Source organism: Streptomyces sp. NPDC104202, assembly GCF_055584185.1.
The window spans coordinates 40,262-56,844 of record NZ_JBVJMN010000002.1; the positions used below are offsets into that span (position 1 = coordinate 40,262).

Annotated in this window: 18 protein-coding genes; 6 read left to right on the forward strand and 12 right to left on the reverse strand. The window is 72.6% G+C overall.

The window, feature by feature from the left end; translation table 11 throughout:
* Positions 1-12 precede the first annotated feature (12 nt).
* Together ACZ60W_RS01510 and ACZ60W_RS01515 are read right to left on the reverse strand one after the other, a co-directional pair.
* Positions 13-681 carry a methionine ABC transporter permease gene (locus tag ACZ60W_RS01510; protein WP_469753298.1) on the reverse strand — a complete coding sequence of 223 codons (669 nt, stop codon included), beginning with the start codon at positions 679-681 and terminating at the stop codon, positions 13-15.
* Complete coding sequence (locus ACZ60W_RS01515; protein WP_469753299.1) at positions 678-1,730, reverse strand: methionine ABC transporter ATP-binding protein; 1,053 nt, start codon at positions 1,728-1,730, stop codon at positions 678-680. The genes ACZ60W_RS01510 and ACZ60W_RS01515 overlap by 4 nt, the downstream gene beginning before the upstream one ends.
* A 574-nt stretch (positions 1,731-2,304) precedes the next feature.
* Between ACZ60W_RS01515 and ACZ60W_RS01520 the strand changes: the two genes are divergently transcribed.
* Together ACZ60W_RS01520 and ACZ60W_RS01525 are read left to right on the forward strand one after the other, a co-directional pair.
* Positions 2,305-2,667, forward strand: coding sequence for a hypothetical protein (locus ACZ60W_RS01520; protein ID WP_469753300.1), 363 nt, complete (start codon positions 2,305-2,307; stop codon positions 2,665-2,667).
* 2 nt (positions 2,668-2,669) lie between these two features.
* Positions 2,670-3,104, forward strand: coding sequence for a hypothetical protein (locus ACZ60W_RS01525; protein ID WP_469753301.1), 435 nt, complete (start codon positions 2,670-2,672; stop codon positions 3,102-3,104).
* Between the two features lies 1 nt (position 3,105).
* Here ACZ60W_RS01525 and ACZ60W_RS01530 read toward each other — a convergent pair whose 3' ends face one another.
* From ACZ60W_RS01530 to ACZ60W_RS01540, 3 genes are all read right to left on the reverse strand, one after another.
* Positions 3,106-3,600: a GNAT family N-acetyltransferase gene (locus tag ACZ60W_RS01530; protein WP_469753302.1), complete on the reverse strand. Its 495-nt coding sequence runs from the start codon at positions 3,598-3,600 to the stop codon at positions 3,106-3,108.
* A 36-nt stretch (positions 3,601-3,636) separates the two neighbouring features.
* Positions 3,637-4,251: a sigma-70 family RNA polymerase sigma factor gene (locus ACZ60W_RS01535; protein ID WP_469753303.1), complete on the reverse strand. Its 615-nt coding sequence runs from the start codon at positions 4,249-4,251 to the stop codon at positions 3,637-3,639.
* Positions 4,252-4,359: 108 nt separating this feature from the next.
* Complete coding sequence (locus ACZ60W_RS01540) at positions 4,360-5,544, reverse strand: glycerophosphodiester phosphodiesterase (RefSeq protein ID WP_469753304.1); 1,185 nt, start codon at positions 5,542-5,544, stop codon at positions 4,360-4,362.
* Between the two features lie 246 nt (positions 5,545-5,790).
* On the opposite strand from ACZ60W_RS01540, the gene ACZ60W_RS01545 reads away from it, so the two are divergent.
* Positions 5,791-6,462 (forward strand): lysophospholipid acyltransferase family protein, encoded by a 672-nt coding sequence (locus tag ACZ60W_RS01545; RefSeq protein WP_469753305.1) that lies wholly within the window; start codon positions 5,791-5,793, stop codon positions 6,460-6,462.
* 79 nt (positions 6,463-6,541) lie between these two features.
* On the opposite strand, the gene ACZ60W_RS01550 is transcribed toward ACZ60W_RS01545, so the two are convergent.
* Both ACZ60W_RS01550 and ACZ60W_RS01555 read right to left on the reverse strand, forming a co-directional pair.
* Positions 6,542-8,086, reverse strand: a complete 1,545-nt coding sequence (locus ACZ60W_RS01550; RefSeq protein ID WP_469753306.1) for an MFS transporter — start codon at positions 8,084-8,086, stop codon at positions 6,542-6,544.
* Entirely contained in the window at positions 8,083-8,634 is a 552-nt protein-coding gene (locus ACZ60W_RS01555; protein ID WP_469753307.1) for a TetR/AcrR family transcriptional regulator, read from the reverse strand. The genes ACZ60W_RS01550 and ACZ60W_RS01555 overlap by 4 nt, the downstream gene beginning before the upstream one ends.
* Before the next feature lie 70 nt (positions 8,635-8,704).
* On the opposite strand from ACZ60W_RS01555, the gene ACZ60W_RS01560 reads away from it, so the two are divergent.
* Complete coding sequence (locus ACZ60W_RS01560; RefSeq protein WP_469753308.1) at positions 8,705-9,271, forward strand: GNAT family N-acetyltransferase; 567 nt, start codon at positions 8,705-8,707, stop codon at positions 9,269-9,271.
* 205 nt (positions 9,272-9,476) lie between these two features.
* On the opposite strand, the gene argH is transcribed toward ACZ60W_RS01560, so the two are convergent.
* On the reverse strand, positions 9,477-10,907 hold the full coding sequence (argH, locus tag ACZ60W_RS01565) for an argininosuccinate lyase (protein WP_469753309.1): 1,431 nt from the start codon (positions 10,905-10,907) through the stop codon (positions 9,477-9,479).
* Positions 10,908-11,340: 433 nt separating this feature from the next.
* Between argH and ACZ60W_RS01570 the strand changes: the two genes are divergently transcribed.
* Both ACZ60W_RS01570 and ACZ60W_RS01575 read left to right on the forward strand, forming a co-directional pair.
* The gene (locus tag ACZ60W_RS01570) at positions 11,341-11,940 is read left to right on the forward strand and encodes a pyridoxamine 5'-phosphate oxidase family protein (protein WP_469753310.1); all 600 of its coding nucleotides are present in this window, start codon (positions 11,341-11,343) and stop codon (positions 11,938-11,940) included.
* Positions 11,941-11,997: 57 nt separating this feature from the next.
* Positions 11,998-12,696 (forward strand): L,D-transpeptidase family protein, encoded by a 699-nt coding sequence (locus ACZ60W_RS01575; protein ID WP_469753311.1) that lies wholly within the window; start codon positions 11,998-12,000, stop codon positions 12,694-12,696.
* A 19-nt stretch (positions 12,697-12,715) separates the two neighbouring features.
* On the opposite strand, the gene ACZ60W_RS01580 is transcribed toward ACZ60W_RS01575, so the two are convergent.
* The 4 genes from ACZ60W_RS01580 to argJ are packed head-to-tail and all read right to left on the reverse strand — an operon-like array spanning position 12,716 to position 16,557.
* Complete coding sequence (locus ACZ60W_RS01580; RefSeq protein WP_469753312.1) at positions 12,716-13,273, reverse strand: arginine repressor; 558 nt, start codon at positions 13,271-13,273, stop codon at positions 12,716-12,718.
* A gap of 7 nt (positions 13,274-13,280) precedes the next feature.
* Positions 13,281-14,492, reverse strand: coding sequence for an acetylornithine transaminase (locus tag ACZ60W_RS01585; RefSeq protein ID WP_469753313.1), 1,212 nt, complete (start codon positions 14,490-14,492; stop codon positions 13,281-13,283).
* A complete protein-coding gene (gene argB / locus ACZ60W_RS01590) occupies positions 14,489-15,394 on the reverse strand; it encodes an acetylglutamate kinase (RefSeq protein WP_469753314.1) in 906 nt (301 codons plus the stop codon). Before argB ends, ACZ60W_RS01585 begins: the two co-directional genes overlap by 4 nt.
* A complete protein-coding gene (gene argJ / locus ACZ60W_RS01595; protein WP_469753315.1) occupies positions 15,391-16,557 on the reverse strand; it encodes a bifunctional glutamate N-acetyltransferase/amino-acid acetyltransferase ArgJ in 1,167 nt (388 codons plus the stop codon). Before argJ ends, argB begins: the two co-directional genes overlap by 4 nt.
* Positions 16,558-16,583 lie beyond the last annotated feature (26 nt).

The following is a 16,583-nucleotide window of genomic DNA, read 5'->3' on the forward strand; positions in this document are numbered from 1 at the left end:
GGGCGGGACGGCTCAGGCCGTGCGGCCCCGGCGGGCGAGGAGTCGGACGACTCCGTCGCCGATGAGCTGGACGACGGTGACGACGGCGACCAGGACGACGACGGTGACGAGCATGAACGTCGTGTCGAAGCGCTGGTACCCGTAGGTGACGGCCTTGGAGCCGAGGCCCTCGCCGCCGACCGCGCCGGCCATGGCCGAGTAGCCGATGAGCACGATGACGGTGGTGGTGACGCCCGAGACCAGCGAGGGCAGGGCCTGCGGGAGCAGCACCTTGCGGACGATGGTGGGGATGCCGCCGCCCATGGCCTGGACGGCTTCGACGAGCCCGTGGTCGACCTCGCGGACGGCGGTCTCGACGAGGCGGGCGAAGAAGGGGATGGCGCCGATGGCGAGCGGCACGATCATCGCGGTCGGACCGATGAAGGTGCCGACGACGAAGGTGGTGAAGGGGATCAGGGCGATCAGCAGGATGATGAAGGGCAGCGAACGCCCGATGTTCACGATCGCACCGACGATCTTGTTCACCGGCCGGTTCTGCAGCAGTCCGCCCTTGTCCGTGAGGACGAGGAGGATGCCGAGCGGCAGGCCGCCGAGCACGGTGACGACGGTGGCCCACAGGACCATGTAGAGGGTGTCGACGGTGCCCTGCTCCAGCAGCGGCTGCATCTCGGACCAGGTCACTTGGCACCTTCCTTCACCAGTACGGGCGCGTCGGCGGTCTCCGGCGCGTCCTCGACGATCTCCACCTGGAGGCCCTGCTCGCGCAGGAAGCCGACCGGGACGACGTTGTCCTCGTACCGTCCGGGCAGTTCGATCCGCATCCGGCCGATCTGCCGGCCGCCGACCGTGTCCATCGCCGCCCCGAGGATCGAGATGTCGATGTTGTAGGTGCGGGAGAGCTGGGAGATGACCGGCTGGGTGGCGGCCTCGCCGTGGAAGGTGACGTCGACGACGGTCCGGTCGGGGCCGGTGGCGGCGCCGCCGACCGGGAAGAGCTCGGCGGCGAGCTGGGAGCCGGGGGTGGCGAGCAGTTCGCCGACGGTGCCGGACTCCACGATCCGGCCGTGCTGCATGAGCGCGGCGGAGTCGCAGATGGTCTTGACGACGTCCATCTCGTGCGTGATGAGCAGGACGGTGAGGCCGAGCTGCCGGTTGAGGTCGCGCAGCAGCTGGAGGATGGAGCGGGTGGTCTCCGGGTCGAGGGCGCTGGTGGCCTCGTCGGAGAGGAGGACCTTGGGCTCGCCGGCGAGGGCGCGGGCGATGCCGACGCGCTGCTTCTGGCCGCCGGAGAGCTGGCCCGGGTAGGACTTGGCCTTGTCGGCGAGGCCGACGAGGTCGAGGAGTTCCAGGGCCCGGCGGGAGCGCTCGGCGCCGGGGACGCCGAGGATCTCCAGGGGGAGTTCGATGTTGTCCTTGACCGTGCGGGAGGACAGCAGGTTGAAGTGCTGGAAGACCATGCCGATGCTGCTGCGCGCCCGGCGCAGGTCCTTGCCCGCGCGGCGGCCCTTGCCGGCGAGGGCGGTGAGGTCGACTCCGTCGACGGTCACGGTGCCGGAGGTGGGGCGCTCCAGGAGGTTGACGCAGCGGATGAGCGAGGACTTGCCGGCGCCGCTCTGGCCGATCACGCCGAACACCTCGCCCTCGCGGACGTGGAGGTCGACGCCGTCCAGAGCGGTGACCTGGCGGCCGCGCGACTCGTAGACCTTGGTCAGGCCCGAAGTGGTGATCACAGGGGGTTTCCGTCACTGTCGAGTGCGCGGCGCGGGGTCCGCCGGGCACGGGGCATTCGTCGTTCGGACAGTCAGGCGCACGGAAGGCCGGTCCGGCGGTGGCCGGGGAGGCGGCGGGTGCGCGGGGACGGGCACGGTCCACCGCCGGAAGGCGGGAGGATCGGCACGGCCGTCGGGTCTCGCTTCGGGGCGCGAAACTCAGGCGGGGGCCCTCAGAAGGCGCACATTCGACACATACAACGAGCACCGGGCGTCGTGGTCGCCTCGGTCGCAAGGGTGCGGCTGCTCGTCGTGGTCATGTCTGCAAGTAAAACATGCGCAGCTGCGAACACCAGGGGCGTGTCCGAATAGCGGACGCCGTTGAGACGCCATGCGGACACGGCCCCTGGGGGCGCGGCACCCTCCGTCCCGTGTGCCGCCTGCGGGGACGGGGCCCCCGGAGCGGTGCCGGGGAGGATGCCGCGGGCTCCGGTGCGGGCGCCCGTTGTGGCCAAGGCCACGCTCGTCCCCGGCCCCTCCCCCGCGGCGGGGGGCGGGCGCATCGGGCCCTTCGGGCCGTAATACCCTCGGGCGCATGCTTGACGCCCTGACGGTCGCGGTCTCCGTGGCCGCGCTCGCCCTCGCCGCCTGGTGCGGCTTCGCCGCCTTCCGGGACCAGTCCACCAAGGACTGGCACTTCGTCGGCATGGCCGTGGTGACGTTCCTCGTCCTGGTCCAGCTGGTCGTCGGCATCGTGCAGCTGGCGCGCGGCGAGAAGGCGGAGGAGGGGACGACGATCTTCGTCGCCTATCTGCTCGGCGCGCTGTGCGCGGTGCCCATCGCCGGCTTCATGTCGCTCGCGGAGCGCAGCCGCTGGGGTTCGGCGACGGTGGCGGCGGGCGCGGTCGTGCTGGCCGTGCTCGAAGTGCGTCTCTACGACATCTGGACGGTGGGCTGACCATGACCGCGACACAGGAGAAGGACGCGCGGGGCACGAGGAACCGTCTCGTCACGGGCCCGGGCATCCTGCTCGTCTGGCTGTACGGCGTGATGTCGGTCGGCGCGGTCTCCCGCTCGGTCTACCAGATCGCGACCGAGTTCGACCGGGCGCCGCTCGCGTACACCCTGTCGGCGGTCGCGGCCGTGGTCTACGCGTTCATCACCTACACGCTGGTGCGCGGCGGGGAGACGGCCCGCAGGGCGGCGCTGGTGTGCTGCGCCGCCGAGCTCACGGGCGTACTGGTGGTGGGGACGTGGACACTGGTCGAGCCGTCCGCCTTCCCGGACGCGACGGTCTGGTCGGACTACGGCTACGGCTACCTCTTCATCCCGGTCCTGCTGCCGCTGACCGGCATCTGGTGGCTGCGGAGGTCGCGCGCGGTGACGGCGGCCTGAGTCAGGCGGCCTTCTCCAGGGTCACCAGGGTGATCCGGGGGCCGAGTTCGCGGGTGGAGACCTGCTCGTAGCCCTTGCTGCGGTAGAGCCGCAGGTTGCCCTCGCTGCGGTGGCCGGTGAAGAGCCGGAAGCGCTTGGCGGGCGGTACGGGGAGCTGATCGGCGGCGGAGGCGAAGTACCGCTCGATGCCGTCGAGGAGGCGGCCGCCGAGTCCGTGGCGCCGCATGCGCGGGTGGACGATCAGCTTGGCGATCCGGACCGTTCCGTCGTCGTCGAGACGGGCCCGCACGGAGGCGACGACCTCGTCGCCGAGCCGGGCCACGAGGCCGTGCCCCTCGTCGAGTTCGGCGCGCAGCGCGTCGAGGGTCTGGGTGAGGGGCTCGATGGACCAGTCCCCGTAGAGCTCCGCCTCGCTCTGGTAGCAGAGGTACTGCAGCTTCAGGATGTGCTCCGCGTCCCGCTCTTCCGCTGCTGAGATGGTCACACTCAGGCCCATGTGTGCACGCCTCCCGCTCATCTGTCGATCATCGGTTTACCGCACCCTTCCCCGTCGACCCGGGGCGGGAACCTCTGCCGCCAGCATTCTGCGCAGGCATCCCAGGCAACGGGAACGCATCGGCCCCAGACTGCCCTGTGAGATACCCAACTCTCCTGCGATTTCGCGGTAGGTGGGGTCCTGGGGGTCGAGCATCGCCGCGAGCACCCGGGGGCAGCGGCCGGGTGTCCGGGTGACGGCGGCGCGCAGGGTGCGGCGGCCCTCGGCGGCCATCAGGGAGTGTTCCGGGGAGCCGTGGAGCGCGGCGTCGTCCGTCCCGTGGGCCGGTTCGTCCGGGTAGGGGCGCTCGCGGTCGGTGGTCCGGCGGGCGCGGCGCGCCTCCGCGCGGACGGCCCGGCGGAGCCATTCGGCGGGTCGTTCGGGGGCTCCCGTCTCGCGGAGCCGTTCCAGCAGACGTACCCAGACGGCCTGTTCCAGGTCGCCCGGCTCGATCCCTGCGGCCGGCGCCTCGGCGTCGGACTCGGCGGCGAGCAGGGGCGCGAGGGAGGCGAGGAGGCCGGGGGCGGTGTCGGCCGCGGCGCCGGGCAGCGGCGCGCGTCCGGTGGGGGGCCGGAGGGCGGTGGCGGGCGCGGAGGCGGTGGGGGTGGTCATGACCGGCACGATGCGGCGGTGACCGGCCGCGGTTGCGGTACGGGGCGTAAACCACCCGGGAGGGGGGTCGTGCGGGCGCGGCGGCCGGCCCGCACGGCCCCCGGGCGGTCAGCCGCGGGCGGCGAGGTCCGCGGCGGCGAGCAGGGCGGTGTCCGTGTTGTCGGAGAAGATGCCGTCGATGCCCGTCTCCAGGTAGCGCTTCAGGGCGCCGAAGGAGTCGCCGTAGGCGTTGGGGTCGGTGCCGCGGCGGAAGTCGGCGGGCAGGAAGGTGTTCTCGTTGCGGTGCGTGTACGGGTGGAGGATCAGCCCCGCGGCGTGGGCGTCCCGGACCAGGGTGGTCGGGGTGCCGAGGCGGCCGCCCGCGTCCTTGGGGATGACCAGGTCGAGGGTGGGGCCGATGCCCTGCGCGTAGGAGGAGATCCAGCGCAGCCCGGCGGGCGTGACCAGGTCGGCGACGGTACGGGGGTCCCCCGCCTGGACGAAGTCCCAGGGGCGGCTGCCGGCGCCGGAGAGCAGGACGACGCGCGGCGAGTCCACCAGCTTCGCCAGGCGCTGGATGCTGCTCGGCTCGAAGGACTGGAGGAAGACCGGGGAGTTCGCGTGGTGGCGTCCGTAGCGGCGCAGGAGCCGGGCGAGCCGCTCCTCCAGGCCGAGGCCGAGGGAGCGGAAGTACGTGGGGTGCTTGGTCTCGACGTGGAGCCAGATCTCGCGGCCCCGGCGGCGGCCCTCGTCCTCGGCCCAGCGCAGGACCTCCTCGAAGGTGGGGACCTCCCAGCGGCCGTCGTAGAGGGTGTTCTCCTGGCGGGTGCCGGGGATGCGCTCCTTGGCCCGCAGGGTCTTCAGCTCGGCGAGCGTGAAGTCCTCGGTGAACCAGCCGGTGAGGGGGACGCCGTCGACGCTCCTGGTCGTCCGGCGGGAGGCGAACTCGGGGTGGTCGGCGACGTCGGTGGTGCCGGTGATGTCGTTCTCGTGGCGGCAGACCAGGTGCCCGTCCTTCGTGGGGACGAGGTCCTGCTCGATGACGTGGGCGCCGAGGTCGAGGGCGTGCCGGTAGGAGCCCAGGGTGTGCTCGGGGCGGTAGCCGCTGGCGCCGCGGTGGGCGATGACGGTGGGGACGGGCAGGGAGCGGTAGCCGTGCCCGTGGCCCGCGCCCCGGGGCGCGGCGGCGCCGCGGGCCTCGTCGGCGTGGGCGGTGCCGGCGGGCAGGACCGTCGAGGCCCCCAGTACCGCCGCGGCGCCGGCCGCGCCGAGTACCGTCCGCCGTGCCGGGGTCGGGTGCGCACCCTGTGTCATGAAGGCTCCTCCTGTGTGATGTCCCGTACCTGTCATCGGGGGGTTCCGACGCTAGGGAAGAACGCCCTACGGGCGGCAGACCTCGGCCGAACATGGCGGAAACACACGTCAACACTGCGTATCCACTGGGTGAACCCGATGTGCGGGCTACGGTGACCCGCGAGTATCGTCGCCAGCTGCACCGTCGGCTCGACTGACGCGCACGACCGACTCGCTCGACAGACCCGCGTCACACCGGAGGAACCGTTGTCCCGTCTCGCGCTCATCAAGGCAGTGCTCGGACCGCTCCTGCGGCTGATGTTCCGGCCCCGCGTGGAGGGCGTCGAGAACATCCCGGGCTCCGGCCCGGTGATCCTGGCCGGCAACCACCTGACCTTCATCGACTCCATGATCATGCCGATCTGCACGGACCGCCCGGTCTACTTCATCGGCAAGGACGAGTACGTGACGGGCAAGGGCCTCAAGGGCCGTCTGATGGCCTGGTTCTTCACCGGCGTGGGCATGATCCCGGTCGACCGGGACGGTGGCCGCGGCGGTGTGGCGGCGCTGATGACGGGCCGCCGGGTGCTCGACGAGGGCAAGGCCTTCGCCATCTACCCGGAGGGCACCCGCTCCCCCGACGGCCGGCTCTACCGGGGCCGTACGGGCATCGCGCGGCTCACCCTGATGACGGGCGCGCCGGTGGTGCCGTTCGCGATGATCGGCACCGACAAGATCCAGCCGGGCGGCTCGGGCCTGCCGCGTCCGGGCCGTGTGACGGTCCGGTTCGGCGAGGCCATGGAGTTCTCGCGGTACGACGGCATGGACCGCGACCGCTACGTGCTGCGGGCGGTGACCGACTCGGTGATGTCCGAGGTGATGCGCCTGTCCGGGCAGGAGTACGTCGACATGTACGCCACCAAGGCGAAGGCCGCGTAGGTCCCGTCGCCCCCGTGGAGGTGCCCCGTACGGCCGTGGCCGTACGGGGCACCTCCACGTGGTCCCGCGGTGCGGGACGTCAGTGCGCGGCGCCGCTCTCCAGCTTCTGGCCCCTCAGCAGGAACCAGGCCGCGACCGCGGTCGCGAGGAGGACGGCGGCGCCGACGCCGGCCGCGATGCGCAGGCCGTCGACGAACGCCTCCTGGGCGGCCGTCACCAGGGCGGTCGCGGTCTCCGGGGCGAGACCGGCGGAGGCCTCGACCGCGCCGCCGAGCGACTCGTGGGCGGCCGACGCGACGCCCGAGGGGACGCCGGCCGGGGTGGCGAAGCCCTGGTAGACGCCGGTCACGATCGAGCCGAGGATGGCGATGCCGAGCGCGGCGCCCAGTTCGTACGCGGTCTCGGAGACGGCGGAGGCCGAACCGGCCTGCTCCTTGGGGACGCTGGACAGGATCACGTCGGCGGTGACGGTGAACGAGAAGCCCGCGCCCACGCCGACCACGAGCAGGCTCGCGCCGAGCAGCGGGTAGCCGGTGTGCTGGTCGAGCGTGGTCAGCACGGCGAGCGAGAGGCCGATGGCCGCGAGGCCGCCGGTCACCACCGAGCGGACGGAGAACCGGCGGGCGGCGACACCCGCGACCAGACCGGCCGTCACGGCGCCGATCGCGGCCGGCAGCTCGGCCAGACCGGCCTCCAGGGGCTGGCGGCCCTGGACCAGCTGGAAGAACTGGGACAGGAAGAACACCAGCCCGGACAGGCCGAGGATGGTCAGCAGGTCCGCGAGGACGGCGCCGGAGAAGCCGCGGTGGCGGAAGAGGCGCATGTCCAGGAGCGGCACCGGCAGGGTCAGCTGCCGGCGGACGAATCCGGCCAGCGCGGCGACACCGATGAGGGCGGCGACGGCGGAGTCCGGGGTCAGGCCGTGCGAGGCCAGCTCCTTGACGGCGTAGACGACGCCGATCATGCCGACCAGCGACAGGCCGACGCTGGGGACGTCCCAGGGGCCCGGGTTCGGGTTCTTCGACTCGGGGATCAGCCTGATGCCGACCAGGACGAGGACGGCCATGACGGGCAGGTTGATGAGGAAGACCGAGCCCCACCAGAAGTGCTCCAGGAGGAACCCTCCGACGACCGGTCCGACGGCGGCGCCGGCCGAGGCCATGGCACCCCAGATGCCGATGGCGAGGCTGCGCTCGCGGGGGTCGTGGAAGAGGTTGCGGATGAGCGCCAGGGTGGCCGGCATCAGGGTCGCGCCGGCGACGCCGAGCAGCGCACGCGCCACGATCATCATCTCGGGGCTGGTCGCGTAGGCGTTCAGGACCGAGACGGCGCCGAAGGCGGTGGCACCGATCAGCAGCAGCTTCTTGCGGCCGATGCGGTCGCCGAGACTGCCCATGGAGACCAGGAGTCCGGCGATCACGAACGAGTAGACGTCGCCGATCCACAGGAGCTGCGTGCCCGACGGCTGCAGGTCCTCGGTGAGGAACGGGGTGGCGAGGCCGAGCACCGTGGCGTCGACGGCCACGAGGAGGACCGCCAGGACGAGGACGGAAAGGGCGAGCCACCGACCGGAGCGGCGCACGCCCTCGATATGGCTCTTGGTGTCGAGGGTGCCGGTACTCACTTCTCCACGCTCCTGCGCGCTCCGCCGAGCAGCAGCTCGGCGATCATGTACTGAAAGTCGTTGGCGGCGACCCGGCCGTCCTGTACGGCCCAGGCGCCGGAGCCGATCAGCCCGTAGAGGGCCTCGGACAGCCAGGCGGGGGTCAGGTCGATCCGGAAGACGCCGTGCTCCTGGCCGCGCCGGAACAGGTCCGCGATCCGGGCGTCGAGCCGGGCCCAGCCCTCGTTCTGCTCGTCGCCCTCGAACAGCTGGTTCTCGGTGACGAGGAACGACAGCAGCGGGGCGACGGGCTCCACCTCGGCGATGAGCCGGCGGACGGCGGCGTCCTCGGGTCCCTCGTCGAGCCGGGCCCGGTCGAGCGCCTGCTCCAGCTCCTCGATCCCGAGCGCTTCGAGCGCCCGCACCAGTGCGAGCCGCCCGGCGAACTGGCGGTGCAGCGTCGCGCGCCCGATCCCCGCCGCGCGGGCGACCTCGTCCATGGTGGCGGTGGCCTTGCGGGAGAGAAGGGCGGCGGCGGTGCGGAGCACGTGGTTGCGATCGACGGCCATGAGACAACCATACATCAAATGAGACGTTGATGTCTCACTCTGGGAAGGGCGACACCCGTATGCTCGGCCGATGGACTCCACCGTCACCCTGCGGGCCGCCGCGACGCCGGCCCTCCCCGCCCTCGTCCTCCGCCCCTGGCGCGCCCGGGACATCCCCTCGCTGATCGAGGCGTGCCAGGACCCGGTCCTGCGCCACCGGACGAGTCACCGGGTGGACGACGAGGCCGACGGGGCGCGGTGGCTGGAGACCCAGCGGCGGGGCTGGGCCACCGGGGAGCGCTTCGCCTTCGCGGTCCTGGAGGAGGGGCCGGACGCGCGGGAGGGCGCCCTGGTCGGCAACGCGGTGCTCAAGGGGGTCACCCCCGGCGGACCGGCGGCCGAGGTGGGGTACTGGACGGCGGCTCCCGCACGCGGGAAGGGCGTCGCCCCGCGCGCGCTGGACGCGCTCACCGAGTGGGCCTTCGCCGCCTTCGGACCCGACGGCCTGGAACGGCTCGGCCTGCTGCACCAGGTCGACAACACGGCGTCCTGCCGCGTCGCGGAGAAGAGCGGATACGTCCTCGACCGCGTCCTGGAGGCCTTGCCGCCCGCCTACCCGCTCGACGGCCACCTGCACGTCCGGCGCGCGGTCGGCTGAGGACGCCCGGACCGGCGGACTCCCGGACGCACGGGAACGCGCCGAGCCGCCGCCCGGGGAAGGGCGGCGGCTCGGTGACGTACGGGGGTCCGGGTGCCCGACCGGGTGCCGGTGCTCTCCGGGTCCGGGTGACGCACCGGGTGCGGGCGCTCTCGCGGTCCCGGAGACGCGCGGGCCCCGGAGACGTACGGGCCCCGGTACGGGGTTACTTCTGCTTGGCGGTGGCCCAGGCGTGCTGGATCACCAGGTCGGCCTTGACCTCGACGAGCTGGGTGGCGACGGCGGACGGGGCGGTGCCGCCGCGGCCGTCACGGGAGGCGAGGGCGCCGGGGACGTTGAGGACGGACCGGACCTCGGGGGTGAGGTGCTCGGAGATCTTGGCGAACTGGTCGTCCGTCAGCTCGTCGAGCTCCTTGTCCTCGGACTCGGCGACCTTGACGCACTCGCCGGCGACCTCGTGGGCCACCCGGAAGGGGACGCCCTGCTTGACCAGCCACTCCGCGATGTCCGTCGCGAGGGAGAAGCCCGCCGGGGCCAGCTCCTCCATGCGCTCCCGGTTCACCGTGAGGGTGGCCATCATGCCGGTGAAGGCCGGCAGCAGGATCTCCAGCTGGTCGCAGGAGTCGAAGACCGGCTCCTTGTCCTCCTGGAGGTCGCGGTTGTACGCGAGGGGGAGGGCCTTGAGGGTCGCGAGGAGGCCCGACAGGTTGCCGATGAGGCGGCCGGACTTGCCCCGGGCCAGCTCGGCGATGTCCGGGTTCTTCTTCTGCGGCATGATCGACGAGCCCGTGGAGAAGGCGTCGTGCAGGGTCACGAAGGAGAACTCCTTCGTGTTCCAGATGATGATCTCCTCCGCGATCCGCGAGAGGTTGATGCCGATCATCGCCGTGATGAAGGCGAACTCGGCGACGAAGTCGCGGGAGGCCGTGCCGTCGATCGAGTTGCCGGCCGAACCCCGCTCGAAGCCGAGGTCCTTGGCGACCGCCTCCGGGTCGAGACCCAGCGACGAGCCGGCGAGGGCGCCGGAGCCGTACGGGGAGACCGCCGTCCGGGTGTCCCACTGCCGCAGCCGCTCCGCGTCCCGGGAGAGGGACTGGACGTGGGCCAGGACGTGGTGGGCGAAGAGCACCGGCTGCGCGTGCTGGAGGTGCGTACGGCCGGGCATGGCGACGTCCGGGTGCGCCTCGGCGAGACCCACCAGGGCGTCCTGGAGCTCGGCGACGAGGCCGCCGATGATCCGGGCGTGGTCCCGCAGGTACATCCGGAAGAGCGTGGCGACCTGGTCGTTCCGGGACCGGCCGGCGCGCAGCTTGCCGCCGAGGTCCGGGCCGAGGCGCTCCAGGAGGCCCCGCTCCAGGGCGGTGTGGACGTCCTCGTCGGCGATGGTGCCGACGAAGGACCCGTCGGCGACGTCCGCCTCCAGCCGGTCGAGCCCGGCGAGCATGCGGGTCAGCTCGTCCTCGGTGAGCAGCCCCGCCTTGTGCAGCACGCGCGCGTGGGCACGGGAACCGGCGATGTCGTACGGCGCGAGACGCCAGTCGAAGTGGACCGACGCGGACAGCTTCGCGAGGGCCTCGGCGGGGCCGTCGGCGAACCGGCCGCCCCAGAGCCGGACGTCACCGTTGTTGCTGCTCACAGCTGCTGCTCCTCGGGAGAAGTGGGTCTACCGCCGCCTCCGGGTCCGGGCCTTGGACGGGGAGGCGGTCTATTCAACGCGTGCGGGTCACGCCAGGTCGCGCCGGACGGCGGCGAGCGCCCTTCCGGTGGGCATAACTATGCAATGCACCGTATGTTTTGTCAACGCGCCCCCGGACCGGGTGCCTCCCGCGGCACCGGTCGTCCGACGGCACCGCCCGCGGGACACCCCCTGGACTTCGCCCCTGCCGAGCACCGCCTCCGACGACGTCGCCCACCGACCGGCACTCGCGCGGGCGGGCTCCGACGCGCGCACGTGGGCGACCCGGATGCGCCTCGCGCTCCGGATCGGACGGGGGTGTGTCCGAGGCGGGACCGACCGGGGGGTGAGACACCGGGGGTCACGGGCCGGTGGAGCGAGCAGAATGCCGGACATGGGTAAGACATACGAACGTATCGACGGACGGCTGCGGGCCTTCATCGAGGCGCAGCCGGTGTTCTTCACGGCGACCGCCCCGCTCTCGGGGGACGGGCACGTCAACCTCTCCCCGAAGGGACGGCGCGGCACGCTCGTCGTGCTCGACGAACTGACGGTCGCCTACGTGGACTTCGGGGGCAGCGGCGCCGAGACGATCGCGCATCTCCGGGAGCCGGGGAACGGCCGGATCACGCTCATGTGGACCGCGTTCGAGGGTCCCCCGACGGTCGTGCGGGTGCACGGGCGCGGGGAGGCGGTGCTGCGGGACGACCCGCGCTGGGGCGAGCTGTTCGCGAGGTTCCCGGCCGAGGCGGTGGAGGGCCAGGGCAGCGCGCGGGCGATCGTCGTCGTGCACGCGCGGCGGGTGAGCGACGCCTGCGGGTACGCCGTCCCGCTGATGGAGTACCAGGAGGACCGGTCGTTGCACGCCGAGTACTTCAACCGCAAGACGGACCAGGAGTTCAACGCGTACTGCGAGCGCAAGGACCACATCGGGACCAGCCTCGACGGGCTGCCGGGGCTCCCGCTGCCGCTGCCGCCGCAGCCCGCCCGATAGCGCCGGACGGCCCCTCAGCGCGCGCGGCGGCGGGCGCGGGCGCCTAGCGTCACGGCCATGCGCACCCTCCTGGCGCTCGGCGCCGCACTGCTGTCGCTGGCCGCCGCGCCCGCCCCGGTCCCCGCGCCCGTGTCCCTGCCCGCGCGGATGGCGGACACGGGCGGGGGCTCACAGCTGATCACCGCGGTGGCCGCGGACACGGACGCCACCGCGGGATGGGTCACGTGGTGGGACCGGCGCGGCGGGCGGTGGGTGGAGGCGGGGTCGGCGCCCGCGCGGTTCGGCGCGCACGGGCTCGCCGAGGGGACGGAGCGCCGGCAGGGCACGAACACGACGCCCACCGGGCTCTACCGCCTGCCGTACGCCTTCGGGGTGGCCCCGCGGCCGGACGGGACCCGCTTCCCCTACGCCCGGGTCACCGAGCGGTCCTGGTGGTGCCAGGACAACGCCTCGCGCGCGTACAACCGCTGGACCGAGGGACTGCCCCCGGACTGCCGGGCGGGCGAGGCCGAGCACCTCTCCGCGTACGGCACGCAGTACGCGCACGCGCTCGTCATCGGGTTCAACTACGACCGGCCGGTGCGCGGGCGCGGGGCCGGGATCTTCCTGCACGTCGACGGGGCCGGCGCGACCGCCGGCTGCGTCTCGGTGCCGGCCGGCGCCATGCGCGCGGTGCTGGCCTGGGCGAACCCCGTGCGCCGCCCGCACATCGCCGTCGGCACGCGGGGCGGGCCGACGGCGATCACACGGTACTGAGCGGGGGGGCGGCCGGGGACTACCTCTGCGCCAGCTTCAGCAGGTGGTCGGCGAGCGCCTGACCACCCGACGGGTCGCGGCTGATGAGCAGGAGGGTGTCGTCACCCGCGATCGTGCCGAGGATGGCGTGCAGTTCGGCCTGGTCGATGGCGGACGCGAGGAACTGGGCCGCGCCGGGCGGCGTCCGCAGCACCACCAGGTTCGCCGACGCCTCTGCGGAGATCAGCAGTTCGCCGGAGAGCCGCCGCATGCGCTCCTCCTTGGCGGACTCGCCGAGGGGGGCCTGCGGGGTGCGGAAACCGCCCTCGCTGGGCACCGCGTAGATCAGCTCGCCGCCGGTGTTGCGGATCTTCACCGCGCCCAGCTCGTCGAGGTCGCGGGAGAGCGTCGCCTGGGTGACGCTCAGCCCGTCGTCCGCGAGGAGCTTGGCGAGCTGGCTCTGCGACCGCACCGGCTGCCGGTTGAGGATGTCGACGATCCTGCGGTGGCGTGCGGTACGGGTCTGCGGAACGGACGGCCCTCCCCCAGGCTCCGCCTGGGGGGACCCCCAGCGCTCGTTCTCCTGCGCGTCGGTCATCGTCGTCTCATTCTCCGCTTCGTCCTTGCCCGTTCGCCACGTCGAGGACTCCGGGCAGGGCCTGGAGGAAGGCGTCCGCCTCGGCGTCGGTGAGGAGCAGCGAAGGCATGATCCGTACGACATCGGGGGCGGGCGCGTTCACCAGGAGGCCGGCGTCCTGAGCCGCCTGCTGCACCTGGGGTGCGAGGGACTCCGTGAGCACGATACCCAGCAGAAGGCCCGCGCCACGGACGTGGGAGACCAGCGGATGGCCCAGACCCTCGATTCCCTGCCTCAGCCGCTCGCCGACCGACTTCACGTGATCGAGCGCCGCGTCGGCCGCGAGGGTGTCCAGGACGGCGAGGCCGGCGGCGCAGGCGACCGGGTTGCCGCCGAAGGTGGTGCCGTGGTGGCCGGGTCCGAAGAGCTCCGCCGCCTCGCCGAAGGCGACGGTCGCGCCGATCGGGAGGCCGCCGCCGAGTCCCTTGGCGAGGGTCACGACGTCCGGCTCGACGCCCTCGTGCGCCTGGTACTCGAACCAGTGGCCACAGCGGCCGATGCCGGTCTGGACCTCGTCGAGGACGAGGAGGGTGCCGGTGGCGCGGGTGATCTCGCGGGCCGCCCTGAGGTATCCGGCGGGCGGTACGACGACGCCGTTCTCGCCCTGGATCGGCTCGATGATCACGAGGGCGGTGTCCTCGGTGACCGCGGCGCGCAGCGCCTCGGCGTCGCCGTAGGGGACGTGGGTGACGTCGCCGGGCAGCGGCAGGAACGGCGTCTGCTTGGCGGGCTGCCCGGTGAGCGCCAGGGAGCCCATGGTCCGGCCGTGGAAGCCGCCCCGGGTGGCGACCATGTGGGAGCGGCCGGTGAGCCGGCCGATCTTGAAGGCGCCTTCGACGGCCTCGGCCCCCGAGTTGCAGAAGAAGACCTTCCCGGGCCGGCCGAAGAGGGCGAGGAGCCGCTCGGCGAGGGCGACGGGCGGCTCGGCGACAAAGAGGTTGGAGACGTGGCCCAGGGTCCCGATCTGCGCCGTGACGGCCTCGACGACGGCCGGGTGGGCGTGGCCGAGGGCGTTGACGGCGATGCCGCCGACGAAGTCCAGGTACTCCGTGCCGTCGGCGTCCCAGACCCGGGCGCCCTCACCGCGGACGAGGGGCAGCCGGGGGGTGCCGTAGTTGTTCATGAGCGAGCCCTGCCACCGCTGGGTCAGCTCCGTGTTGCCGTCGTGGTCGGCGCTCATTTTTCCCCCAGATCGTCCGGCACGACCATCGTGCCGATGCCCTCGTCGGTGAAGATCTCCAGCAGGATCGAGTGCTGCACCCGTCCGTCGATGACGCGGGCGGTGGTGACGCCGTTGCGCACGGCGTGCAGGCAGCCCTCCATCTTGGGGACCATGCCGCTGGAGAGGTCGGGCAGGAGCTTCTCCAGCTGGCTCGCGGTGAGCCGGCTGATGACCTCGTCGCTGTTCGGCCAGTCCTCGTAGAGGCCCTCGACGTCGGTCAGGACCATCAGGGTCTCGGCGCCCAGCGCCGCAGCGAGTGCCGCAGCCGCCGTATCAGCATTGACGTTGTAGACATGTCCGTCGTCCTCGGAACGGGCGATGGAGGAGACGACCGGGATCCGGCCGTCGTCCAGGAGGGCTTGGATGGCGCCGGTGTCGATGGCGGTGATCTCGCCGACCCGGCCGATGTCGACGCGTTCGCCGCCGATGAGCGGCTGGTGCTTGACGGCGGTGATGGTGTGGGCGTCCTCGCCGGTGAGTCCGACGGCGAGCGGGCCGTGCTGGTTGAGCAGCCCGACGAGTTCGCGCTGGACCTGGCCGGCGAGGACCATCCGCACGACGTCCATGGCGTCCTCGGTGGTGACCCGCAGGCCGGCCTTGAACTCGCTGACGATGCCGTGCCGGTCGAGGGCGGCGCTGATCTGGGGGCCGCCTCCGTGCACCACGACCGGCTTGAGGCCGGCGTGGCGCAGGAAGACGACGTCCTGGGCGAAGGCGGCCTTGAGGTCGTCGTCGATCATGGCGTTGCCGCCGAACTTGATGACGACCGTCCTGCCGTGGTGCCGCGTGAGCCAGGGCAGTGCCTCGATGAGGATCTGGGCCTTCGGGAGGGCGGTGTGCTTCCGCGCGGTGTGGGTCATGACGAGTACGCGCTGTTCTCGTGGACGTAGTCGGCGGTGAGGTCGTTCGCCCAGATGACGGCGGACTCGGTGCCGGCGGCCAGGTCGGCCGTGACGGTGACCTCCCGGTAGCGCATGTCGACCAGGTCGCGGTCCTCGCCGACGGAGCCGTTCCGGCAGACCCAGACGCCGTTGATGGCGACGTTCAGCCGGTCGGGCTCGAAGGCCGCCCGGGTCGTGCCGATGGCGGAGAGGACGCGGCCCCAGTTGGGGTCCTCGCCGTGGATGGCGCACTTGAGGAGGTTGTTGCGGGCGATGGAGCGGCCGACCTCGACGGCGTCGTCCTCGGTCGCCGCGTTGACGACCTCGATGCGGATGTCCTTGCTGGCGCCCTCGGCGTCGCCGATGAGCTGGCGGGCGAGGTCGTCGCAGACGGCCCGTACGGCCTCGGTGAACGCGTCCTGCGCGGGCGTGGTGCCGGAGGCGCCGGAGGCCAGCAGGAGGACGGTGTCGTTGGTGGACATGCAGCCGTCGGAGTCGACCCGGTCGAAGGTGACGCGGGTGGCGCCCCTCAGGGCGCTGTCGAGGCCGGCCGCGTCGACGTCGGCGTCCGTGGTGAGGACGACGAGCATGGTGGCGAGGCCGGGGGCGAGCATGCCGGCGCCCTTGGCCATGCCGCCGACGGTCCAGCCGTCGCGGGTGACGACGGCCGTCTTGTGCACGGTGTCGGTGGTCTTGATGGCGATGGCGGCCTTCTCGCCGCCGTGCTCGGAGAGTTCGGCCGCGGCCTTCTCGACGCCGGGGAGCAGCTTGTCCATGGGGAGCAGGACGCCGATGAGGCCGGTGGAGGCCACGGCGACGTCGCCCGCTGCGACGTCGGTGCCCAGCTTGGCGAGGACCTCCGCGGTCTTCTCGGCGGTGGCGTGGGTGTCCTGGAAGCCCTGGGGGCCGGTGCAGGCGTTGGCGCCGCCGGAGTTGAGGACGACCGCGGTCAGTTCGCCGTCGGCCAGGACCTGCTGGGACCAGAGGACGGGTGCGGCCTTGACGCGGTTGGAGGTGAAGACTCCCGCGGCGGCGCGGCGGGGCCCGGTGTTGACCACGAGGGCCAGGTCCGGGTTGCCGTTCTGCTTGATCCCGGCGGCGATGCCCGCCGCCGTGAATCCCTTCGCTGCGGTGACGCTCACTGTGTCTCTCCGTTCGCTTCTCCGGC